The organism is Pseudomonas sp. Root569 (genome assembly GCF_001427465.1).
Classification (GTDB): domain Bacteria; phylum Pseudomonadota; class Gammaproteobacteria; order Pseudomonadales; family Pseudomonadaceae; genus Aquipseudomonas; species Aquipseudomonas synxantha.
On sequence record NZ_LMGQ01000012.1, the window covers coordinates 155,909 to 178,180 of the forward strand.

The following is a 22,272-nucleotide window of genomic DNA, read 5'->3' on the forward strand; positions in this document are numbered from 1 at the left end:
GGGGCGTTTTTTATTCAGCATGCAGCTTTCAACGGTCAGTCAGCCAACCGCCACGTCGTCCCACCCTTCCCGTCTTCCAACACCACACCCATCGCGGTCAGTTGGTCACGGATACGGTCGGATTCCGCCCAGTCTTTACCAGCCCGAGCAGCCAAACGTGCCTGAATCAGCGCATCCACTTGCGCCGCATCCACACGCCCTTCAGCGCCGGCCTGCAGGAAGTCATCGGCTTCCATCTGCAACACACCCAGTACGCTGGCCAGTTCTTTGAGGCGCGCCGCCAGGCCCGCTGCCGCGTCGAGATCAGTCTCACGCAAGCGGTTGATCTCACGCACCATCTCGAACAGCACCGCGCAGGCTTCCGGCGTGCCGAAGTCGTCGTTCATGACTTCGGTAAAGCGTGCCACGAACGTTTCGCCACCAGCAGGTGCCACCGCTGGCAAGCCTTTCAACGCGTGGTAGAACCGCTCCAGGGCGCCCTTGGCGTCCTTGAGGTTGTCTTCCGAGTAGTTGATGGCGCTGCGGTAGTGGCTGGACACCAGCAGGTAACGCACCACTTCCGGGTGGTACTTTTCCAGCACGTCGCGGATGGTGAAGAAGTTGTTCAAGGACTTGGACATCTTCTCGCCATTGATGCGGATCATGCCGCAGTGCATCCAGGCGTTGGCGTAGGTCTTGCCGGTGGCTGCTTCGCTCTGGGCGATTTCGTTTTCGTGGTGCGGGAACTCCAGATCGCTGCCGCCGCCATGAATGTCGAAGGTCTCGCCCAGGCAGCAGGTGGACATCACCGAGCACTCGATGTGCCAGCCCGGACGCCCGGCCCCCCAAGGCGACTCCCAGCTTGGCTCGCCTGGCTTGGTGGCTTTCCACAGCACGAAGTCGAGCGGGTCCTGCTTGGCTTCGTCGACTTCGATGCGCGCACCGATGCGCAGGTCTTCGATTTTTTTACGTGACAGCTTGCCGTAGCCCATGAACTTGGCGACGCGGTAGTACACGTCACCGTTGCCCGGGGCGTAGGCGTAGCCCTTGTCGATCAAGGTCTGGATCATCGCGTGCATGCCAGGGATGTGGTCCGTGGCACGCGGCTCCATGTCGGGCTTGAGGATGTTGAGGCGCGCCTCGTCCTCGTGCATGGCGGCGATCATACGCTCGGTCAGCGCGTCGAACGCCTCGCCGTTTTCGTTGGCGCGGTTGATGATCTTGTCGTCGATGTCGGTGATGTTGCGCACATAGGTCAAGTCATAACCGCTGAAACGCAACCAGCGGGTCACCAGGTCGAAGGCCACCATGCTGCGGCCGTGGCCGATGTGGCAGTAGTCGTACACGGTCATGCCGCACACGTACATGCGCACCTTGTTGCCATCCAGGGGCTTGAAGACTTCTTTGGTCTTGCTGAGCGTGTTGTAGATCGTTAGCACGATGTTTCCCTTAAGACTTAATCACTGGCCCCACGAATCTCGCAAGGTCACGGTACGGTTGAATACCGGAGCACCAGGTTTCGAGTCCTTGATATCCGCGCAGAAGTAACCTTCGCGCTCGAACTGGAAACGGTCTTCCGGCTGTGCGTCGCCAAGCGATGGCTCGGCACGACAACCAGTGAGCACTTGCAGGGAGTCAGGGTTGATGTTGTCGAGGAAGCTCGCGCTGTCTTCAGCCTTCTCGGGGTTCGGCGAGCGGAACAGGCGATCGTACAGACGCACTTCGCACTCGATGCTGGCGGCGGCCGGCACCCAGTGGACTACGCCCTTGACCTTGCGGCCTTCAGGGTTCTTGCCCAGGGTGTCCGGGTCGTAGGAGCAACGCAGCTCGACTATGTTGCCGTCAGCGTCCTTGATCGCTTCGTCCGCACGGATCACGTAGCTGCCGCGCAGGCGCACTTCGCCGTTCGGCTCCAGGCGCTTGTAGCCCTTGGGCGGCTCTTCCATGAAGTCATCGCGGTCGATGTAGATTTCGCGGGCGAACGGCAATTTGCGCAGGCCCAGCTCTTCTTTCTGTGGGTGACGCGGCAGTTCGAGGTGCTCGACCTGGTCTTCCGGGTAGTTGGTGATCACCACCTTCAACGGGCGCAGCACGCACATGGCGCGGGGGGCGTTGGCGTCGAGGTCCTGGCGGATGCTGAACTCGAGCATGCCGTAGTCGACCACGCCGTCGGAACGGTTGGTGCCGACCATCTCACAGAAATTGCGGATCGACGCCGGGGTATAGCCACGACGACGGAAGCCCGACAAGGTCGACATGCGTGGGTCGTCCCAGCCATGCACGTGCTTTTCATCCACCAGTTGCTTGAGCTTGCGCTTGCTGGTGATGGTGTAGTTGAGGTTCAGGCGGCTGAACTCGTACTGGCGCGGGTGCGCCGGCACCGGCAGGCTGTCCAGGAACCACTCGTACAGCGGGCGATGGCTTTCGAACTCCAGGGTGCAGATGGAGTGGGTGATGCCTTCGATGGCGTCCGACTGGCCGTGGGTAAAGTCGTAGTTGGGGTAGATGCACCACTTGTCACCGGTCTGGTGGTGGTGGGCATGGCGAATGCGGTACATGATCGGGTCGCGCAGGTTCATGTTTGGCGAGGCCATGTCGATCTTGGCGCGCAGCACGCGAGCGCCGTCCGGGAACTCACCGGCGCGCATACGGTTGAACCAGTCCAGGTTTTCTTCCACCGAACGGTCGCGGAACGGGCTGTTCTTGCCCGGTTCGGTCAGGGTGCCACGGTACTCCTTGGCCTGCTCCGGAGTCAGGTCGTCCACATAGGCCTTGCCAGCCTTGATCAGCTCGACGGCCCAGTCGAACAACTGGTCGAAATACTTGGAGGCGTAGCGCACTTCACCGGACCACTCGAAGCCCAGCCACTTGATGTCGCTTTCGATGGCGTCGATGTATTCCTGGTCTTCCTTGGCCGGGTTGGTGTCGTCGAAACGCAGGTGCGTGACGCCACCGAACTCCTGGGCCAGGCCGAAGTTCACACAGATCGACTTGGCATGGCCGATGTGCAGGTAGCCGTTGGGCTCTGGCGGGAAGCGGGTGACGATCTGCGTGTGCTTGCCCGAATCCAGGTCCGCCTGGATGATCGGGCGCAGGAAATTGACCGGGACGGCAGGTCCGGCCTTGGCATTCGAGGTAGGGTCGACAGTGGGCTTGCTCATAGGATCCTTGAACAGACAGGTTCGTGGCCGGGTCAGGCCAGATAAAACAAAGGGCTTATCATAGCCGAAGCTGTCAACCACCTGACAGAGCGCGGTCGAAAACTGCTGCTTTAATTGCTGCTTTAATGACAGGCGCGGTAAAAAACCACCTCGAAATTCCTGCAAGGCACGCTAAACTGCGCGTCTTGGCCCAAGCCTGGCCAAACCGGTCGTGGCGCCCAGGCGCCCAAACCCACGAATTCCCTGAAAAGAGTAGTGAACATGACTCAAGTCAAACTGACCACCAACCACGGTGACATCGTCATCGAGCTGAACGCCGACAAGGCGCCGATCACCGTCGCCAACTTCATCGAATACGTGAAAGCCGGCCACTACGAAAACACCGTTTTCCACCGTGTCATCGGTAACTTCATGATCCAGGGCGGCGGTTTCGAGCCTGGCATGAAAGAGAAGAAAGACAAGCGCCCAAGCATCCAGAACGAGGCGGACAACGGCCTTTCCAACGACAAGTACACCGTCGCCATGGCCCGCACCATGGAGCCGCATTCGGCCTCCGCGCAGTTCTTCATCAATGTCGCCGACAATAGCTTCCTCAACCACAGCGGCAAGAATGTGCAGGGCTGGGGTTATGCGGTGTTCGGTAAAGTCACCCAAGGCACCGACGTTGTCGACAAGATCAAAGGCGTGTCCACGACGTCCAAGGCCGGTCACCAGGACGTTCCAGCAGAAGACGTGATCATCGAGAAAGCCGAGATCATCGAAGCGTGATATTGCTGATTTCAGACTTGCATCTGGAAGAGGAACGCCCGGATATTACCCGGGCGTTTCTGGATCTGCTCCACGGCCGCGCCCGTGGCGCCCAGGCGTTGTACATTCTGGGGGACTTCTTTGAAGCCTGGATCGGCGACGATGGCATGACCCCCTTCCAGCGTTCCATCTGTGCGGCGTTGCGTGAACTGAGCGACAGCGGCACCCCGATTTTCATCATGCATGGCAACCGCGATTTCCTGATCGGCAAGGCGTTCTGCAAAGCGGCAGGCGCCACCTTGCTCAAGGACCCGAGTGTCGTGCAATTGTATGGCGAGCCTGTGTTGCTGATGCACGGCGACAGCCTCTGCACCCGCGACCTTGGCTATATGAAGCTGCGGCGCATCCTGCGTAACCCGATTGTGTTGTTTATCCTGCGTCACCTGCCTTTGGGCACACGTCACAAACTGGCGCGCAAGTTGCGCAGTGAGAGCAGCGCCCAGGTGCGCATGAAGGCCAATGACATTGTCGACGTCACGCCTGAAGAAGTGCCACGGGTGATGCAGCAGTTCGGCGTGCACACCCTGGTCCACGGCCACACCCACCGCCCGGCGATCCACAAGTTGCAGATTGGCGACCAGGCGGCCAAGCGTATTGTACTGGGGGACTGGGACAAGCAAGGCTGGGCGTTGCAGGTGGATGAGCAAGGGTTTCAACTGGCGGCGTTTGACTTCGTCAACCCGCAGTTGGCATTGCCTGGCGCCTGACTCTCAAACACCACTGGTCAATGTGAACAGAGATTAAACTGTGGGAGGGGGCAAGCCCCCTCCCACAGTTTGATTGCATTTCAGCCTTGGCTATCAGTGGCCCGAGGCTGCTGGCCCTGCCTTTGCGGTAAATGGCGGTTTGGCCAGCCACACCAGCAACATCAACCCCATGAACATCCACCCCAGCAACGTGAAGTAATCCACGGTGGACATCATGTACGCCTGGCTGGTGAGGACTTGGTCCAGTTGCGCGTACGCCTTCTGCCCTGCTCCACCGAGCGCCTGGATGGCATCGCGGGTCGCCGAGTCGTAGGGGGTCATGCTCTCGCTCATGTAGGCATGGTGCTGGTCTGCACGGCGGATCCAGATCCAGGTGGTCAGCGAGGCCGCGAAGCTGCCGCCCAAGGTGCGCAGGAAGGTCGCGAGCCCGGCGCCGTCGGCAATCTGGTGCGGCGGCAGGTCGGACATCAGGATGCTCAAGGTCGGCATGAAGAACAGCGCCACGCCAATGCCCATGAACAGCTGCACCAGGGCGATGTGGGTGAAGTCCACTTCGTTGGTGAAGCCTGCGCGCATGAAGCAGCTCAAGCCAATCGCCAAGAATGCCAGGCCCGCCAGCAGGCGCAGGTCGAACTTGTGCGCGTACTTGCCTACGAACGGCGACATCAGCACCGGCAGGATACCGATCGGTGCCACCGCCAGCCCGGCCCAGGTGGCGGTGTAGCCCATCTGGGTCTGCAGCCACTGCGGCAGGATCAGGTTGATACCAAAGAAGCCCGCGTAGCCGAGGATCAACACGATGGTGCCAATGCGAAAGTTACGGTGCGCGAACAACCGCAGGTTTACCACCGGGTGCTTGTCGGTCATTTCCCAGATGACGAACACCGCCAGGGCAATCACCGAGATCACCGCACCGATGATGATGAAGTTGGATTCGAACCAGTCCAGGTCATTGCCCTTGTCGAGAATGATCTGCAAGGCGCCGACCCCGACGATCAGGCTCAGCAGCCCAACGTAGTCCATTGGCTGGTAACTGGTGACCACCGGGCGTTTCTTCAACTGCGCACGCACTACCATCACCGCAAAGATACCGATGGGCACGTTGATAAAGAAGATCCACGGCCAGCTGTAGCTGTCCGTGATCCAGCCGCCGAGGATCGGCCCGGCAATCGGCGCCACCACCGTGACCATCGCCAATAACGCCAGGGCCATGCCGCGCTTGGCGGGTGGGTAGACGGCGATCAACAGCGTCTGCGTCATTGGGTACAACGGCCCGGCGACCAAGCCTTGCAGCACCCGAAAGCCAATCAGCTCGGGCATCGAGGTGGAGATGCCGCAGAGGAACGACGCCAGCACAAACAGGATGGTCGCCCACAGGAACAGCTTCACCTCGCCGAAGCGTCGGCTCAACCAGCCGGTGAGCGGCAAGGCAATGGCGTTGCTCACCGCGAACGAAGTAATGACCCAGGTGCCCTGCTCTGAACTCACGCCCAGGTTGCCGGAGATGGTCGGCAACGCCACATTGGCGATGGTGGTGTCGAGCACCTGCATAAAGGTCGCCAGCGACAGGCCAATAGTGGCCATCAACAGGCTGGGTGGCGTGAACGAGGCGTTATTGCTCATCAGCGTTGCGCAGCCTTGGGAGCGGCGACGCTGTTGTCATGAATCAACTGATTGATCATGGCATCGGCCTCGGCCAACTGGCGCTCATACACATTGGTGGTGAACGACGCCTTTTGCGGCGCCTGTTGCGCCAGCACCGGGCCGCTCTGGTCGTGCAGGTCCACATTCACCACGGTACTCAGGCCCACCCGCAGCGGGTGCTTGGCCAACTCTTCGGCGTTGATATGGATGCGCACCGGCACCCGTTGCACGATCTTGATCCAGTTACCGGTGGCGTTCTGCGCCGGCAACAGGGCGAATGCACTGCCGGTGCCGGCGCCGAGGCTATCGACGGTGCCACTGTACTTGACGTCGCTGCCATAGATATCCGACTCGATATCCACCGGCTGGCCGATGCGCATGTCACGCAGTTGGGTTTCCTTGAAGTTGGCATCAATCCACAGCTGGTCCAACGGGATCACCGCCATCAGTGCGGTACCCGGCTGCACGCGCTGGCCCAGTTGCACGGTGCGCTTGGCTACATAACCGGTGACCGGCGCGATCAAGGTGCTGCGCGCATTGGCCAGGTACGCCTGGCGTAATTGCGCGGCGGCAGCTTGCACGTCGGGGTGCGACGAAATCACCGTGTCATCCACCAGGGCATTGGTGGTTTTCAGTTGTTGCTCGAGGTTGGTCAAGGCGTTCTTGGCGGCGGTCAGGCTGTCGCGGGCGTGGGACAGTTCTTCCTGGGAGATCGCGCCGCCCTGAGCCAGGGTCTTGCGCCGGTTGTAGTTGTCCTGGGCAGTTTGCACGTCGGCCTTCTGTGCATTGACCTGGGCTTTCATGCCATCGACGTTGCTGTACAAGCCACGTACCTGGCGCACGGTGCGCGCCAGGTTGGCCTGGGCACTTTGCAGGCCGACGGCAGCATCGTTGGGGTCGAAGTTGATCAGCACCTGACCTTCGTGCACCAGGTCGCCATCGTCGGCGCCGATGCTGACCACGGTGCCGGTGACCAGCGGGGTGATTTCCACCACGTTGCCGTTCACGTAGGCGTCGTCCGTGCTTTCATTAAAGCGCCCGTAGAACTCGTACCAGCCCCACACACCCAGGGCACCGAGGATGACGATCAGCGCCAGGCCGATCAGCATCACTTTGCGTTTGCGTGGGTTGTTGTCTTTGGGTTGTTCAGTTGCGTTGTTGCTGTCGGCAGTGGCCATGACAAATACCTCAAATTATTCCGTGCGTGTAGCTGGGGTGGTCGCAGCCACGTTGCTGGCGTTGTATCCGCCACCCAGGGCCTGCATCAGTTGAATCGACAGGTCGATCTGCGCCGCATTCAGGGCCGCCAGCTGACGCTGGGCCTGCAGCAATTGCTGCTCGATGCTGAGCACATCCAGGTAATTACCGATGCCTGAGCTGTAGCGCTGCACCCCGGTGTCGTACGACTGCTGGGCGATGTCGGCGGCATGTTGCTGGGCCTGGATCTGCCGCCCGGTGTCGCGCAGTTGCGAGAGGGTGGTGCCAATATCGCCCAAGGCTTGCACCAGGGTCTTGTTGTACTGGGCCACGGCCAGGTCGTAATCGGCGTCGCGGGCGTCGAGGTCGGCACGCAGGCGGCCGCCGTCGAAGATCGGCAGCGAAATCGTCGGTGCAATGTTGAAGAAACGGCTGGCCGAACCGAACATCGCGTCCCCCAGCAACGACTCGGCCCCGGCGCTCGCGCTCAGGTTGAGGTTGGGGTAGAAGCGGGTCTTGCTTGCGTCGATGTTCTTGCTCGCCGCTTCTACCCGCCAACGTGCTGCGATCAGGTCGGGACGACGGCCGAGCAGCTCGGCGGGCAATACCGAAGGTACGGCGACGGCGCTGGGCTTGAGCACCGCCGGACGGGCCAACTCGCTACCCCGATCCGGGCCTTTGCCGAGCAACACCGCCAGGGCGATCTTGGCGCTTTGCAGTTGTTTTTCCGCATCGATCAGCTGCGACTGGGAGCTGGCTTCCAGGCTCTCGGTCTGCTGGTATTGGTATTCGCTGTCGATGCCGGAACTCAGGCGGCGCTTGCTTAGGTCGAGCATCTGGCGGGTGCGCTTGAGGTCGTCGACCGCCAGGTCGCGCACGATATGCGCCTGGCCCAGGTCGCTGTAGGCCTTGGCCACGTTGGCGGCCAGGGTCAGGCGTGCGGCCTGTTGGTCGACTTCCGCGGCGCGGGCCTCGCCCAAGGCGGCTTCCCAGGCGGCGCGCTGGCCGCCCCACAGGTCAAAGTTGTAGTTGAAGCTGGCGCCGATATTACGCACCGTCGAGTACGCATCGCCCTGCCCGCGAGGGTCCTGGTCCTTGGCCAGGCGCGAACGACTGACGCCGGCGCTGGCATCCAGGGTTGGCATGCGCGCAGCGTTGGCGGCATAGGCAGCGGCTTCGGCCTGATGGGCACGGGCGTCGGCCACTTGCATGTCGGGGCTGTTTTGCAGGGCTTCGGCGATCAGGCTGTCGAGCTGTGGGTCGCCAAGGCTTTTCCACCAGTCGGCAGCCGGCCAGGCAGCGTTCGACAACGTCATGCCGCCGAGGGATTTACCGGTTTGCAGGGTATTGGCGTCGAGGCGCTGGCCTTGTGTGTCGAGACCGCTGTAATTGGCGCAACCGGCCAACGTCATCGCCGCCAGCACCAGGCTGAATGCGCGTGTGTTCATGATTTACCTACCCGCTGGATAGTGATGGGGTCACCCGCAGCGATGAGCATTTTCTTCAGGATCCGCTCCAGGGTTTCCAGCTCGCCCGGTTCAAGTACGCCGGCCAACTGGTTAAGGGCCTGGGCGCCGATCTGCGGCAGCATGTCCGCCAGGCGCTGGCCGCCGGCGGTCAGCACCAACTGCACCTGGCGGCGGTCCAGTTCGGAGCGCTTGCGGCTGAGCAGGTCTTTTTGCTCCAGGCGGTCGAGCATGCGCGTCATCGAGCCGCTGTCCAGGGACAGGTTGCGGCACAGCTCGGCCGGGGTGTCGACGCCGAACTGGGCCATGATGATCAACACCTTGAACTGCGCGGCGGTGATGCCGTGGGGTTCCATATGGGTGTCGATGATGCGGTCCTTGAGAATCGCGGCGCGGCCCAGCAACAGGCCGAGGTGGCAGTTGTGGAAGTTGTCAGGGGTGAAGTGAGGCATCGAAAGTCACCTTATTACTGCCTAGGCAGTGAATGTGTGACGAGATGTTACTGCTTAGGCAGCGAATGTCAAATGGAATTATTAGGTTGCTTGGTAGTTGGCTGAAGGCTGGAGTGAAATGAAAACCAATGTGGGAGGGGGCCCGCTCCCGATAGCGGTATGTCAGTCAACTTGTTTGTAGCTGACCGATCGCTATCGGGAGCAAGCCCCCTCCCACATTTTTTACCGCGTACCGATCAGAAATCGCGTTTGTAAAAGATATCCAGGGAACTGGCTACGCCCGTAGCGACTTCCAGGTACACCTTCTTGCTCAGCAGGTAGCGCAACGCAATGGTGTTAGCCGGTTCAAACACCCCGACCCCATAACGCAGGCTGAGCTTCTCGTTGATCTTGCCGCTGGCTACCACGGCGGTGCTGTTGCCGGTGCCCTGGGTGTCGAGGTCGAAGTCCTGGATACCCAGTTTGTTGGCAATATCCGTGGTCACGCCGGCGCTGCCCATCAAACCCAGGCCCAGGGCGGCTTCGGCGAGCATGTTGTTGTCTTCGCCGGTGTTGGTGCGCGAGCGCCCCAGTACCAGGTACGACAGTGCGTCTTCCTGGGCCATGGCCGGTTCGGAGAAGATCTGCGTGGTCGGTTGTTCGGCGCTGCCACTGAGACGAATACCTGCGGTGACCGTGCGGCTGGATTCGGTGACAATGCGTACCGCCTCGATATCCAGGAACGGTTGGTCCAGCGGCCCGGCGAACAGCAGCCGCGCACGGCGCACGTTGAGGCGCTGGCCGTAGGCGCGGTAGCGACCGTCGTTGAGCCACAGTTCGCCACGGGTGTCCATGTTGTCGCCGATATGCACATGGCCCTGGACCTTGGCGGTGAGGCCGAAGCCGGCGAAGTTGAGCTGGTCTTCACCCACCTCCACGTCGATATCCATGGCCATGGCCATCGGCGGCTTGCCCTCTTCGGTCTGGCTGCCGATGATCACGGTGTCATCGGAGACCTTGACCGTCGACGGCGGCAGTTCCCGCACGGTGATATCGCCACGGGGGATATGGACCTTGCCGGCAATCGCCAGCTTGTCGTCCTTGAGGCTGATCTTCAGGTCGGGCGCCACTTCCAGCTTGGCATAGGGTTCCACCGTCACCGGCAGTTGCGAGCCCTTGAGGTTGAGATCAACCACCAGCGCGCGGCCCCAGTCGATCTGGCCCTTGAGACTGCCCTGCCCGGCCTTGCCGCTGTGCCAGCCACCGTTGAGCTGCACGCTTTCGCCGGCGATCTGCGCCTGCAGGTTCAGGCCCTCGAGGCTGATGGGCAGTTCTGGCCCGGAGACTTCGCCGTCCACCAGGTTGAGGTTGCCGTTGACCAGGGGTGCGAGCAAACCGCCAGAAATGCGACCACTGCCGTTGAGCTTGCCGTTGAGCGTTTCCACCATCGGCACAAAGGGCCGCGCCACGGCGAGGTCCAGGCCCGTGAGGCTGAAATTGCCGGTAATCGGCTTGTTGCTCGGCAGCGGGTTGATCTGCGCCTGCAACAGCAACTCGCCGAGCTTGCCGCCATGGAAGTTGAGCTGGGTGTCGATGCGCTTGGGGTTGAGGGTGGTTTCCAGCTTCAGGGTGTTGTAGGGAAAGTCCAGCCACTGGCCCTTGTCGCGCACGCGCAGGGTGCCGCCGCTGGCATCCACCGACACCACGCCCTTGGGGCCGCTCTGTGGCAAATCGAGTTGTACGTCAGCGTTGAGCTTGCCCTGCCAGGCGAAGTCTTTGGGCAAGAATGCCGCGAGGCTGTCGATGGGGAATTGCTTGAGGTGGTAGCGCAGCTTCGGCTCGGGCATCAGGCGCTGGTCTTCGCCACACAGGCTGGCGGGGCCGGAGACCCAGCAGTGCGCGCCGAAGGTCAGCTTGCCATCGGCCAGGCGCTCGATCTTCGCCGGGGCTTGCAGGCGCCAGTCCTGGCCGCCGGCTTGTACATCACCGCTGGCCAGACGCCCGCGCCAATTGCCTTTGTCGAGGTTGCCATCCAACGCCAGGGCCAGCTTGAGCAGTGGGCCGGCGAGGTCCAACTGGACCTTCTGGTTCTTGATATCGCCCTGGGCGCTGGCAGTGAGGTTGCCGACCTGGGTTTCGCCCGCCTGAATGCCACTGGCCTTGAGGTCGAGCCTGGCGCGCTGGGCGTTATCGAGGTTGGCGTCGAGGTTGAGGGTTTGCAGGCGGTTGTCGGCAAATGCCAACTGCTGGCCCTTGAGGTCGAGCTTGCCTTGGGGGGCTTTCAAGGTGCCGGCTACATCAACGCGGCCATTGATTTGCCCGCGCAGTTGCGGCCAGAGCTGGGCCAGGCGCGTCAGCTTGATGTCGATCTGCCCCGCCAGGCGTTGTTGCAGGCTGCCGCTGCCGTTGATGCGGTTGTCACCGAGGCGGATATCCAGGTTAGCCAGGGTCCATTGTTCGCCGGCGCCTTCGGCCTTGGCCGCCAGCACTGCCGTCTGCCCACGCAGGCGACCCTTTAGGTCGAGGTCGGCGTTGAGCTTGAGCTGTTCGTTCTTGAACTCGCCCTTGCTGCGCAGCGGCCCGGCGAGGGTGCCGGGTAACTCGGCGACCCAGTACGCCGGGTTCAGGGCCGACAGGTCCAGCGCCATATCCCAGGCAATACCGTCGGCAAATTGCAGATTCAGGTGGCCTTCGGCCTTGCCTTGGCCGGCGGTCAGCTTCAACTCGGGCAAGAAGACTTGCTTGAGATCGCCACTGAAAGGCGTGACCAGATTGAATTTACCCGCCGGGCCGTCGAGATCGGCCTTGAGGTTGCCAAGGTAATTGCCGTCCTTATAAGAGATTTCACCGTTGAAGGTGCGCAATACAACCTGCGGCTCGTCGATTACCGGATACAGGCGATGCCAGGGGAAGTCCAGCCAGTCGATTTTTGCGTCAGCACTGAAGCCTTGTTGCCAGTCGAGGTTGGCACTGAGCTTGAGGCTTTGCTTGTCGCCGGCATTCAAGTCCAGGCCGGCGATCTGCGCGCCCTTGGCGTCGACCTTGCCTTGCAGCAGCAAGTCCACCGGGCCTTTTTCCGCCGGCAGTACAGCTTTGCCCACTAATTGGTAGCCGCTTTTCAGGTCACCCTTGGCACTCAGGTCCAGTTGGTTGAGTTGCAGGGTGTCAGGCAGATCCGCGTCGGGCTTGAACGCCTCGGAGGTGATGTGCAACTGCGCCGGCAGGTTTTCCACCAGGGGTTGCAATTCGCCGCTGAGCTTGGCCGGCAGGTAGCCGCTGCTGTCAGCGTCGAGCTTGAGGGTCTTGAGCAGGTCGCCGTCGATCTTGAGCGCTACCGTCCAGGGTGCACCGCCCGGGGCGTAGGGCAGGCTCAGGTTGCCGCTGGCCTTCAGCGGCCAATCGCCACTGGGTTGCAGCAGGCCGGCAAGGTCCAGCACCAGGTCGTCGCGCTGCAAGTGCACCGAGTCGATACGCAGGCCCATGGCAGTCCAGTGCGCCGCCAGTTGCAGGCCCTTGAGTTCTTCACTGCCGTTGAAAACCAGGCTGCCGATGCGAACGTCGCCTAACTGTACGGCAACCGGTAATGTTAGTTCGGGCAGTTGAATCGGCCCGCTGCTGCTCTCTTCGGCACTGGATGCAAATTCCAGGCTGACTTGCTCCACGTCCAGCCTGTTGATGCACAGGGTCATGCGTAGCAGGCAGCCGGGCGACCAGTCAAAAGTCGGCGCCTTCAACTCGACGCGGCTGCCGTCCTGCTGCCACAACACATGATCGGCGCTCCACTGCCCGCCCAGGCGGCCCTGGAAATGCTCCACACTCAAGCCCGGCACCTGGCCCATGGCCCAGCGACTGCCCGCCTGGGTACCCAGTACCGACCAGAGCGCCAACAACAGCAAAGCGAGGATGGCGACCAGCGCCAGCCCGGCTATTTTCAAACCACGCATCAAAGCTCAGGCCCCATGGAAAAGTGCAATCGAACGCCGCCCGGATCTTCGAGGGCATGGGCAAGGTCAAGGCGAATCGGCCCGACCGGCGAGACCCAGCGCACGCCAACGCCCACACCGGTTTTCAGGCTGGGGAAGTCCAGGTTATTGAAGGAGTTGCCCTGGTCGACAAAGGTCGCGATGCGCCATTTGTCGGTGATGGAATATTGATACTCGGCGCTCAAGGCCACCATATAGCGGCCGCCGATGCGGTCGCCGCGGTCGTTCTCGGGCGACAGGGTCTGGTACTCGTAGCCGCGCACGCTCTGGTCGCCACCGGCAAAGAAGCGCAACGACGGCGGCACGGACTTGTAGCCGTTGGTGGCACTGCCACCCAATTGCGCACGCCCCAGGAAACGATGGTTGTCCCACAAGGTGGTCAGGCCCTTGATCGTGGCCGTGCCGTAAAGCAGGTTGGTGTCGGACCCCAGGCCCTCCTTCGCGACCTTGGTGTCAAACATCAGCCGGTAGCCATGGTGCGGGTCGATGCGGTTGTCGCTGCGCAGGTAAGAATAACTGACCCCCGGCATCACCAGGTTACTCAAACCCGAGTCGTTGCCCAGGCGGTATTCTTCGCGCTGGTACTTGAGGGAAATCACCCGCGTCCAACCGCTGGGCAATTTGCTGTGCCATTCCGGGCCGATGGTGAGCAGCTTGCTCAAAGTGTCGGTGTTGGCGATCTCTTCATTCTGATAGCCGCCGGCAAAGCGCAATTTGTCGGTGAGCGGTGGGTCCAGGGGGATGTCGTACCACAGGCCGACGTTCTGCCGGGGCGCCGACAACTCGGCTTCCCAACCATAACTATGGCCCTGGGGGTTGACCCAATGCCGTGTCCAGTTGGCTTTGCCCCGTGGGCCGACATCGGTGGAGTAACCCAGGCCCAGGCCCATGGTGCGCGGCTTGCGGGTTTCCAGCTGCACGGCGACCGGGATTACATCATTGGTCGCGGCGGTGGGGCTGGCATCCACCCTCACGCCTTCGAAGAAGCCGCTGGCTTGCAGGTTCTGGTTAAGTTCGGCGATCAGTTCAGAGTCGTACGGCGTGCCGCTGTTGAACGGCACCATGCGTTGCAGCAGTTCTTCATCAAAAGGCGTGTCGCCGCTGAAGCTGACCTTGCCCATGCTGTAGCGCGGGCCGCTGTCGTAAATGAGTTCGATATCGGCCACGCCGGCCTGGGGGTCCACCGCCAGCTTCTGGCTGGTAAAGCGCCCGCTGAAAAAACCGTAGCGCGAAGCCTGGTTCTGGATCAGGCGCTTGGCGTCTTCGTAATGGCCGTGGTTGAGCACCGCGCCGGATTTGAGATCGTCGCTGGCAGGCACGCGAAAAGCCTTGAGGCTAGCGGCCTGGCCATCGACCCGAATGGTTACGTCGCGCAGATGCACCGGTTCGCCGGAGTCTATGGTGAGCGTCAGGCGCGGGTTCTTCCCGCCCCTTACATCACTGGCGATCCGTGACTGATAGTAGCCCAGGGCCTGGGCCGCTTTACGCGCCTGCTCCTCGGCGCCGCGGCTGAACCGCAGCAAGGCTTCTTCATCACGATCGCCCACCCCGCCGATATAGCCTTCGATGTTGGCTTTCAACGCGTCGTTTGAGGGTTTGACCCGCACGTCCAATTCGCTTTGCGCGAATGCGCCGCAGCTTGTGAACAGCAGAATCAAGCCGCTGGTAAATCTTCCTGGAAACTTCATAGGCGCGGATGCTACACGAGCTGGGGAGAGTCTTTGAACCCGGATTTGTCTGAATAATTCTGTCTAAGCCGTTGCAGCATGTAACGCCTGGGGATTGGGATGGAAAAACACATGTTCCAGCACCGGGCCTACGGCGACTTCGCCGATCTCTTCATAGCCTTGGCGCTTGTAGAAATCCAGGTAGCGGGAGTTGCCAGTGTCGAGCACCACCCCTGAGGAATGCGGGTCATCGGCGCACCAATTGTGTACGGCTTCCAATAGTTGCTCACCGAAGTGCTTGCCCTGGAACTGTGGGTGAATACCCAACAGCGGCAATACATGCACCGACTCGCTGGGCAGGCATGCCAGGACCGCCTGATGGTATTCCAGGTAACGCCGCGTGCCGCGCACGCCGGTACTCAGCCACATGCGGATCTGCCACGCCCAACTCTCGGTAATGCCAAGGCGCCGCTGGGGCGGTGCAATCAGGGCGATGCCGATCAGCCGGTCGTTGACGAACAGGCCGATGGCGGGAAGCTTCTGGAAGAAGTGCTGCTTGACCAGTTCGCGCACGGTGGCGCGTACCCGTTGCTCATAACCCGGCCGCTCGGCTTCGAAGATGTAGGCGAAGGTCGGCTCGTGGCGATACGCCTGGTAAAGCAGGGATCGCGCCTCGCGGGAGTAACCGCTATTGAGCAGGCGGATGTCGGCAATGGCCGTCGAAGTGTCTGGCATAACAGTCAATCTCCTGGGCGCCACTCAAACATGGCGTTCTTATGGGTACGAACCTGTACAGCTCCAGTCGTTCCCAGACATTAGCAGCGCATTCACCCGACCGCCACGCTGGCCCCCGCCGGACTTGTCGGCTAGCATCGCCCTTTTGCCAGACTGGACTGCCGACCATGAAAATCGTCTCCTTCAATATCAACGGGCTGCGTGCTCGCCCTCATCAGCTGGCGGCGCTGATTGAAAAGCATCAACCGGACGTGATCGGCCTGCAGGAAACCAAGGTCCACGATGACCAGTTCCCCCTGGCCGAAGTGCAGGCCCTGGGGTATCACGTGTATTACCACGGGCAGAAAGGCCACTACGGTGTGGCCCTGCTCTCGCGCAAAGAAGCCCTGAGCGTGCACAAAGGTTTTGCCAGCGATGAAGAAGACGCCCAGCGGCGTTTTATCTGGGGCACCTTCGCCGATGAAAACGGCCACCCGGTGACCATCATGAACGGCTACTTCCCCCAGGGTGAAAGCCGCGACCATCCGACCAAGTTCCCAGCCAAGCAGCGCTTCTACGCAGACTTGCAGCACCTGCTGGAAAGCCAGTTCAGCAATGACCAGGCGCTGGTGGTGATGGGCGACGTGAACATTTCCCCGGAGGACTGTGACATCGGCATCGGCGCCGACAACGCCAAGCGCTGGCTGAAAACCGGCAAGTGCAGCTTCCTGCCGGAAGAACGCGAGTGGATGGCACGCCTGAAGAACTGGGGCCTGGTGGACAGCTTCCGCCACCTCAACCCGGACGTGGCCGACCGCTTCAGCTGGTTCGACTACCGCAGCCGTGGGTTTGAAGACGAGCCCAAGCGTGGGCTGCGCATTGACGTGATCATGGCGTCCACCGGCTTGGTACCGCGGGTCAAGGATGCCGGGGTGGATTACGATTTGCGTGGCTTGGAGAAGCCGTCGGACCATGCGCCGATCTGGTTGGAACTGAGCTGACTCCCCGATTGTACTCGGTCAAATGTGGGAGGGGCGGTGCGACGATTCGACTTGCCCCCGATGACAGTGTGTCAGCCAGCTCATCTGTCGCTGATACACCGCTATCGGGGGCAAGCCCCCTCCCACATTTTGACCGGCTGAGTGTCAGTCACATTGCTGCAATCCAACTGACTTAATCTCGCGGCACTCCCTTTGGCTTGAGAAGGTGCCGGCATGAGGCTGCGCGTTCTGTTCCTGTGCTTTGCGATCTCCCTGCCCGCCGTGGCCGCACCCCTTGCCGTCCCCGACCAAGGCCCAGCGCTGCGCATCCAGGGTTCCAATACCATCGGGGCGGCACTCGGCCCGGCGTTGGTCAAGGGTCTGATGGAGCATCAAGGCCTGCAGGGTGTACACAGCGAACCGGGTGACGGGGCAAACGAACAACGGGTGGTTGGCAAGACGCGCCAAGGCAAGACCGTGACCATCGCAGTGGCTGCCCATGGTTCCAGCACCGGTTTTGCCGCGCTGAAAAACAACCGCGCCGACCTCGCCGCGGCGTCCCGCCCGATCAAGGACAGCGAACTGGTAGACCTCGAATCCCTGGGTGACCTGAAAAGCCCCGAAGCCGAACAGGTGATCGCCATCGATGGCCTGGCAATCATCCTCAACCCGCGCAACCCACTCAATACGCTGAACACCGAGCAACTGGCGCAGATCTTCAACGGCGAGGTCAGCACCTGGGAAGCGCTGGGCGGCATTGGCGGGGCCATTCATGTCTACGCCCGGGATGATCAGTCCGGCACCTACGACACCTTCAAGGAATTGGTGTTGAGCCGACGCGGCAAACCGCTTGCCGGGACCGCACAGCGTTTCGAGTCCAGCGAGGCGCTGTCCGATGCGGTCAGTCATGACCCCCAGGGCATCGGTTTTATCGGCTTGCCCTATGTACGCCAGGCCAAGGCAGTGGCGATTGTCGACGGCGACTCACAACCGATGTTGCCCTTGACCAGCTTGATTGCCACCGAGGATTACCCGCTGTCACGGCGACTGTTCTTTTACCTGCCGCCCTCCTCCCGCAACCCCTGGGCCAGGGCGCTGGTGGACTTCACCCAAGGCAGCAAGGCCCAGGCAATAGTCGCCGCCAATGGCTTTATCGCCCAACAAGTGCAGGCGATTGGCGTGGCGCCACGCCCGTCAATGCCCGACGACTACCAGGCCCTCGCCCGTGACGCCCAGCGCTTGACTGTGAATTTTCGTTTCGAGGAAGGTAGCGCCAGCCTCGACAACAAGGCGCGCCAGGATTTGCAGCGGGTGGTGGCTTATATAAGAAGCCACGGCAAGCTCGATAAACAGGTAACTTTGGTGGGGTTTGGCGATGCCAAGAATGATCCGCAACGTGCGGCGTTGCTGTCGAAGCTGCGGGCTATGGCAGTACGCCGGGAGCTGGTCAAGAGCGGCGTGGTGCCCAGGGATATCCGTGGGTTTGGCGCGCAGATGCCGGTAGCGGCGAATACGGCGGATGAGGGGCGGATCAAGAATCGACGGGTGGAGGTTTGGGTGTACTGAGCCTTGGAGTTTGAGGTGTTTGGACTGGCCTCATCGGGGGCAAGCCCCCTCCCACACTTGGATTCGTGAATACAGTCAAAATGTGGGAGGGGGCTTGCCCCCGATTGCAGGCGACGCGGTGCTACTGCCCGCCGCGCATCAATTCCCGAGGCACATACTTGCCAATCTCAAACTTGCCAATCGCCGCACGATGCACCTCGTCCGGGCCGTCGGCCAGGCGCAGGGTGCGTTGCATGGCGTACATATAGGCCAGCGGGAAATCATTGGAAACCCCGGCGCCGCCATGGATCTGGATCGCACGGTCGATCACCTTCAAGGCTACATTCGGCGCCACCACCTTGATCTGGGCGATTTCGCTTTTCGCCACTTTATTGCCCACGGTGTCCATCATGTACGCCGCTTTCAAGGTCAGCAGGCGCGCCATGTCGATCTCCATGCGCGAGTCGGCGATCTTGTCGATATTGCCCCCCAGACGCGCCAAAGGCTTGCCGAACGCGGTGCGGCTGACCGAACGTTTGCACATCAATTCCAAGGCGCGTTCGGCCATGCCGACGGAGCGCATGCAGTGGTGGATACGGCCCGGGCCAAGGCGGCCCTGGGCGATCTCGAAGCCACGCCCCTCCCCAAGCAGCACGTTTTCGTAGGGCACGCGCACGTTGTCGAACAGCACTTCGGCGTGGCCGTGGGGCGCGTCGTCGTAGCCGAACACCGGCAGCGGACGCAGGATTTTCACCCCGGGGGTGTCCACAGGGACGAGGATCATCGAGTGCTGCTGGTGGCGCGGTGCATCCGGGTTGCTCAGACCCATGAAGATCAGGATTTTGCAGCGCGGGTCGCAAGCACCTGAAGTCCACCATTTCTTGCCGTTGATTACCCACTCGTCGCCCTGGCGTTCGGCGCGGGCAGCCATGTTGGTGGCGTCCGAGGAGGCCACGTCCGGTTCGGTCATGGCGAAGGCAGAGCGAATCTCACCGCGCAGCAGCGGTTCGAGCCAGCGCTGTTTCTGCTCTTCGTTGGCGTAGCGCACCAGCACTTCCATATTGCCGGTGTCGGGCGCGGAGCAGTTGAACGGCTCCGGGCCGAGCAAGGACCTGCCCATGATTTCCGCCAGCGGTGCGTATTCAAGATTGGTGAGCCCTGCGCCCAGTTCGGATTCGGGCAGGAACAGGTTCCACAAGCCCTCGGCCTTAGCCTTGGCCTTGAGTTCTTCCATGATGGCGGTGGGCTGCCAGCGATCACCTTCGCTGACCTGGCGCTCGAACACCGGCTCGGCCGGGTAGACGTAAGCGTCCATGAACGCGGTGACACGTTCACGCAGTTCCTGAACCTTGGGCGAATAGGCGAAATCCATGGGCAGCTCCCTTCTCTGAGAGGTTGTTTAGGTCATGCAATCGATGCTAGAACAGCGTTGATAATTTACCTAGCCTATTCTCGGCGTGTATTAACATTCATCACCGATATATGATCGGCGTATGGACACCTAACAATAAGAGCGCAACGAAATGAATCTGAGCAAGGTCGACCTCAACCTTTTCATCGTCTTTGATGCGATCTACACCGAAGCCAACCTGACCCGCGCCGGGCAAATCGTCGGCATCACCCAACCGGCGGTGTCGAACGCCCTGGCACGCCTGCGCGAGACCTTCAACGACCCGTTGTTCGTGCGCACCGCCCAAGGCATGGTGCCCACGCCCATGGCGCAGAACATCATCGGCCCGGTGCGCAATGCGCTGTCGTTGCTACGGGTGTCGGTGCAGGAAAGCCGCATCTTCAACCCGCAGCAGGCGGCCAAGACCTACCGTATCAGCATGACCGACCTCACCGAGGCGGTGATCCTGCCGCAGCTGTTCCAGCGCCTGCGCCGCCTGGCGCCGACCGTGGTGATCGAGAGTTTCCTGTCCAAGCGCCGCGAAACCACCAAAGAACTGGCGGCCGGGCGCCTGGATTTTGCCGTGGACGCGCCGCTCAACACCGACCCGCAGGTGCGCCACGTCAAGCTGATGGAAGACCGCTACGTGTGCGCCATGCGCAAGGGCCACCCGATGGCGGGCAAGGACAAATTCAGCCTGGATGACTACCTGTCGCTGACCCATATCCATATCTCCAGCCGCCGTAACGGTTTGGGCCATGTGGACCTGGCCCTGGGCAAGATGGGCATCCAGCGCAAGATCGCCCTGCGCTCCCAGCATTACCTGATGGCCTCCCAGGTGTTGCAGCAGACCGACATGGTGATGACCGTGCCCGAACGCTTCGCCCGCCGCCATGAACTGCACTGGTTCAATTTGCCGGTCAACGACGTACCGCTGGTAGAAACCCACCTGTATTGGCATGAAAGCACTGACCAGGACCCGGCGAACCGCTGGATGCGCGAGCAGATGATCGAGCTATGCCAGCAGGTGACGGCCCATGAAAAGAAACTCGATAAACAACAAGCCTAAAGTTGCAGGAGTCCCCCTGTGGGAGGGGGCTTGCCCCCGATGGGGCGCGCAGCGCCCCTTGACGTTTACGTCAACCTCCAATTAGCTTAGTGCCAAGACCTTCTTGAGCACCGCCATGAGCACCACCTACAGCATCTCCGACCTCGCCCGCGAGCTCGACATCACCACCCGCGCCATTCGCTTCTATGAAGAACAAGGCCTGCTGGCCCCGGAACGCCGTGGCCAGGAGCGCATCTACTCGGCGCGGGACAAAGTCAGCCTCAAGCTGATCCTGCGGGGCAAGCGCATCGGCTTTTCCCTGGCCGAATGCCGCGAGCTGATCGAACTCTACGACCCCACCGGCGGCAACCAGATCCAACTCAACAGCATGCTGGCCAAGATCGCCGAACGCCGTGAACAGCTTGAGCAACAGTTGCTGGATATCGAACAAATGAAACTCGAGCTGGACACCGCCGAGGAGCGATGCACCCAAGCCCTCGCGCATACCATCAGCCAAGCCGGCCATTGACCAGAAGGTAACTGCCATGTCCCTCCCCTCACACGTACGCCTGGTGGAAGTCGGCCCGCGCGACGGTTTGCAGAATGAAGCCCAGCCCATCAGCGTGGCGGACAAGGTCCAACTGGTGAACGCCTTGAGCGAAGCCGGGTTGAGCTATATCGAAGTCGGCAGTTTTGTCTCGCCCAAATGGGTGCCGCAGATGGCCGGCTCAGCCGAGGTGTTTGCACAGATCCAGCGCAAGCCCGGCGTAACCTATGGCGCGCTGGCGCCGAACCTGCGCGGGTTTGAGGATGCGCTGGCCGCCGGGGTCAAGGAAGTTGCGGTATTTGCCGCAGCATCCGAAGCGTTTTCCCAGCGCAATATCAACTGCTCCATCAGCGAGAGCCTGGCGCGGTTCGCGCCGATCATGGCCGCGGCCAGGCAGCATGGCATCAGCGTGCGGGGGTATGTGTCGTGCGTGTTGGGTTGCCCGTACGAAGGCGCTATCGCCCCAGAGCAAGTGGCAGCCGTCGCGCGTGAACTGTATGCCATGGGCTGCTATGAAGTGTCCCTGGGCGACACCATCGGCACCGGCACGGCGGGGGCAACCCGGCGGCTGTTCGAAGTGGTCGGCGCCCAGGTACCGCGGGACAAACTGGCCGGGCATTTCCATGACACCTACGGCCAAGCCATCGCCAATGTCTACGCCGGTCTGCTGGAAGGCATCCAGGTGTTCGACAGCTCTATCGCTGGTCTCGGTGGTTGCCCTTATGCCAAGGGCGCCAGCGGTAACGTCGCTACCGAGGACGTGCTGTACCTGCTCAACGGCCTGGGTATCGACACGGGTATCGACCTGGAGCGCTTGATTGGCGCGGGCCAGCAGATCAGCAGAGTGCTGGGGCGGCCGAGCGGTTCGCGTGTGGCCAAGGCCCGTAGCGCCGGATGAAGTAGCACAGCTGTGACAATGTGTTACCGCGCGCCTGTTCGGCGGGTAACGCGGGAACAGAATTTAGCGCACATACGTAAAGACATTTCCCACGAAAAAACTAACCTT

Annotated in this window: 17 protein-coding genes; 7 read left to right on the forward strand and 10 right to left on the reverse strand. The window is 61.5% G+C overall.

Annotation, left to right across the window (positions count from 1 at the left end):
• Window positions 1–35: 35 nt before the first annotated feature.
• Window positions 36–1,418, reverse strand: coding sequence for a cysteine--tRNA ligase (gene cysS, locus ASD70_RS12410; RefSeq protein WP_056846579.1), 1,383 nt, complete (start codon window positions 1,416–1,418; stop codon window positions 36–38).
• A gap of 21 nt (window positions 1,419–1,439) precedes the next feature.
• Window positions 1,440–3,140 (reverse strand): glutamine--tRNA ligase/YqeY domain fusion protein, encoded by a 1,701-nt coding sequence (locus ASD70_RS12415; RefSeq protein WP_056846580.1) that lies wholly within the window; start codon window positions 3,138–3,140, stop codon window positions 1,440–1,442.
• Window positions 3,141–3,401: 261 nt separating this feature from the next.
• Between ASD70_RS12415 and ASD70_RS12420 the strand changes: the two genes are divergently transcribed.
• Window positions 3,402–3,908 carry a peptidylprolyl isomerase gene (locus ASD70_RS12420; RefSeq protein ID WP_056846581.1) on the forward strand — a complete coding sequence of 169 codons (507 nt, stop codon included), beginning with the start codon at window positions 3,402–3,404 and terminating at the stop codon, window positions 3,906–3,908.
• Entirely contained in the window at window positions 3,905–4,654 is a 750-nt protein-coding gene (lpxH, locus tag ASD70_RS12425) for a UDP-2,3-diacylglucosamine diphosphatase (protein WP_032880584.1), read from the forward strand. The genes ASD70_RS12420 and lpxH overlap by 4 nt, the downstream gene beginning before the upstream one ends.
• Window positions 4,655–4,747: 93 nt before the next feature.
• Here the strand turns inward: lpxH and ASD70_RS12430 are convergent, their stop codons facing one another.
• From ASD70_RS12430 to ASD70_RS12460, 7 genes are all read right to left on the reverse strand, one after another.
• On the reverse strand, window positions 4,748–6,277 hold the full coding sequence (locus ASD70_RS12430) for a DHA2 family efflux MFS transporter permease subunit (protein ID WP_046068674.1): 1,530 nt from the start codon (window positions 6,275–6,277) through the stop codon (window positions 4,748–4,750).
• Entirely contained in the window at window positions 6,277–7,476 is a 1,200-nt protein-coding gene (locus ASD70_RS12435) for an HlyD family secretion protein (RefSeq protein ID WP_046068675.1), read from the reverse strand. The genes ASD70_RS12430 and ASD70_RS12435 overlap by 1 nt, the downstream gene beginning before the upstream one ends.
• Before the next feature lie 15 nt (window positions 7,477–7,491).
• Window positions 7,492–8,943 carry an efflux transporter outer membrane subunit gene (locus ASD70_RS12440; protein ID WP_056846582.1) on the reverse strand — a complete coding sequence of 484 codons (1,452 nt, stop codon included), beginning with the start codon at window positions 8,941–8,943 and terminating at the stop codon, window positions 7,492–7,494.
• Window positions 8,940–9,413, reverse strand: coding sequence for a MarR family winged helix-turn-helix transcriptional regulator (locus tag ASD70_RS12445; protein WP_046068677.1), 474 nt, complete (start codon window positions 9,411–9,413; stop codon window positions 8,940–8,942). Before ASD70_RS12445 ends, ASD70_RS12440 begins: the two co-directional genes overlap by 4 nt.
• A gap of 236 nt (window positions 9,414–9,649) precedes the next feature.
• The gene (locus ASD70_RS12450) at window positions 9,650–13,336 is read right to left on the reverse strand and encodes a translocation/assembly module TamB domain-containing protein (RefSeq protein ID WP_056846583.1); all 3,687 of its coding nucleotides are present in this window, start codon (window positions 13,334–13,336) and stop codon (window positions 9,650–9,652) included.
• Window positions 13,336–15,063 carry an autotransporter assembly complex protein TamA gene (locus ASD70_RS12455; protein WP_056846584.1) on the reverse strand — a complete coding sequence of 576 codons (1,728 nt, stop codon included), beginning with the start codon at window positions 15,061–15,063 and terminating at the stop codon, window positions 13,336–13,338. Before ASD70_RS12455 ends, ASD70_RS12450 begins: the two co-directional genes overlap by 1 nt.
• 63 nt (window positions 15,064–15,126) lie before the next feature.
• Window positions 15,127–15,777, reverse strand: coding sequence for a GNAT family N-acetyltransferase (locus ASD70_RS12460; RefSeq protein WP_046068680.1), 651 nt, complete (start codon window positions 15,775–15,777; stop codon window positions 15,127–15,129).
• Between the two features lie 167 nt (window positions 15,778–15,944).
• On the opposite strand from ASD70_RS12460, the gene xthA reads away from it, so the two are divergent.
• Window positions 15,945–16,757, forward strand: coding sequence for an exodeoxyribonuclease III (xthA, locus tag ASD70_RS12465; RefSeq protein ID WP_043049966.1), 813 nt, complete (start codon window positions 15,945–15,947; stop codon window positions 16,755–16,757).
• Window positions 16,758–16,970: 213 nt separating this feature from the next.
• On the forward strand, window positions 16,971–18,302 hold the full coding sequence (locus tag ASD70_RS12470; protein WP_056846585.1) for a substrate-binding domain-containing protein: 1,332 nt from the start codon (window positions 16,971–16,973) through the stop codon (window positions 18,300–18,302).
• Window positions 18,303–18,423: 121 nt separating this feature from the next.
• Here ASD70_RS12470 and ASD70_RS12475 read toward each other — a convergent pair whose 3' ends face one another.
• On the reverse strand, window positions 18,424–19,653 hold the full coding sequence (locus tag ASD70_RS12475) for an acyl-CoA dehydrogenase (protein ID WP_046068682.1): 1,230 nt from the start codon (window positions 19,651–19,653) through the stop codon (window positions 18,424–18,426).
• A 151-nt stretch (window positions 19,654–19,804) separates the two neighbouring features.
• Between ASD70_RS12475 and ASD70_RS12480 the strand changes: the two genes are divergently transcribed.
• The 3 genes from ASD70_RS12480 to ASD70_RS12490 all read left to right on the forward strand — a co-directional run bounded on the left by ASD70_RS12480 (window position 19,805) and on the right by ASD70_RS12490 (window position 22,164).
• A complete protein-coding gene (locus tag ASD70_RS12480; protein WP_056846586.1) occupies window positions 19,805–20,740 on the forward strand; it encodes a LysR family transcriptional regulator in 936 nt (311 codons plus the stop codon).
• A 115-nt stretch (window positions 20,741–20,855) separates the two neighbouring features.
• A complete protein-coding gene (locus ASD70_RS12485) occupies window positions 20,856–21,248 on the forward strand; it encodes a MerR family transcriptional regulator (protein WP_043049962.1) in 393 nt (130 codons plus the stop codon).
• A gap of 16 nt (window positions 21,249–21,264) precedes the next feature.
• On the forward strand, window positions 21,265–22,164 hold the full coding sequence (locus tag ASD70_RS12490; RefSeq protein ID WP_056846587.1) for a hydroxymethylglutaryl-CoA lyase: 900 nt from the start codon (window positions 21,265–21,267) through the stop codon (window positions 22,162–22,164).
• The last annotated feature ends 108 nt before the right edge of the window (window positions 22,165–22,272 follow it).

Bases quoted from the DNA above. Each gene is read 5' to 3' on its own strand.
- xthA (WP_043049966.1), top strand. From the start codon at position 15,945: ATGAAAATCGTCTCCTTCAATATCAACGGGCTGCGTGCTCGCCCTCAT.
- ASD70_RS12415 (WP_056846580.1), bottom strand. From the start codon at position 3,140: ATGAGCAAGCCCACTGTCGACCCTACCTCGAATGCCAAGGCCGGACCT.
- ASD70_RS12470 (WP_056846585.1), top strand. From the start codon at position 16,971: ATGAGGCTGCGCGTTCTGTTCCTGTGCTTTGCGATCTCCCTGCCCGCC.
- ASD70_RS12475 (WP_046068682.1), bottom strand. From the start codon at position 19,653: ATGGATTTCGCCTATTCGCCCAAGGTTCAGGAACTGCGTGAACGTGTC.
- ASD70_RS12485 (WP_043049962.1), top strand. From the start codon at position 20,856: ATGAGCACCACCTACAGCATCTCCGACCTCGCCCGCGAGCTCGACATC.
- ASD70_RS12435 (WP_046068675.1), bottom strand. From the start codon at position 7,476: ATGGCCACTGCCGACAGCAACAACGCAACTGAACAACCCAAAGACAAC.
- ASD70_RS12460 (WP_046068680.1), bottom strand. From the start codon at position 15,777: ATGCCAGACACTTCGACGGCCATTGCCGACATCCGCCTGCTCAATAGC.
- ASD70_RS12490 (WP_056846587.1), top strand. From the start codon at position 21,265: ATGTCCCTCCCCTCACACGTACGCCTGGTGGAAGTCGGCCCGCGCGAC.
- ASD70_RS12455 (WP_056846584.1), bottom strand. From the start codon at position 15,063: ATGAAGTTTCCAGGAAGATTTACCAGCGGCTTGATTCTGCTGTTCACA.
- ASD70_RS12480 (WP_056846586.1), top strand. From the start codon at position 19,805: ATGAATCTGAGCAAGGTCGACCTCAACCTTTTCATCGTCTTTGATGCG.
- ASD70_RS12440 (WP_056846582.1), bottom strand. From the start codon at position 8,943: ATGAACACACGCGCATTCAGCCTGGTGCTGGCGGCGATGACGTTGGCC.
- ASD70_RS12450 (WP_056846583.1), bottom strand. From the start codon at position 13,336: ATGCGTGGTTTGAAAATAGCCGGGCTGGCGCTGGTCGCCATCCTCGCT.
- ASD70_RS12420 (WP_056846581.1), top strand. From the start codon at position 3,402: ATGACTCAAGTCAAACTGACCACCAACCACGGTGACATCGTCATCGAG.
- ASD70_RS12430 (WP_046068674.1), bottom strand. From the start codon at position 6,277: ATGAGCAATAACGCCTCGTTCACGCCACCCAGCCTGTTGATGGCCACT.
- ASD70_RS12445 (WP_046068677.1), bottom strand. From the start codon at position 9,413: ATGCCTCACTTCACCCCTGACAACTTCCACAACTGCCACCTCGGCCTG.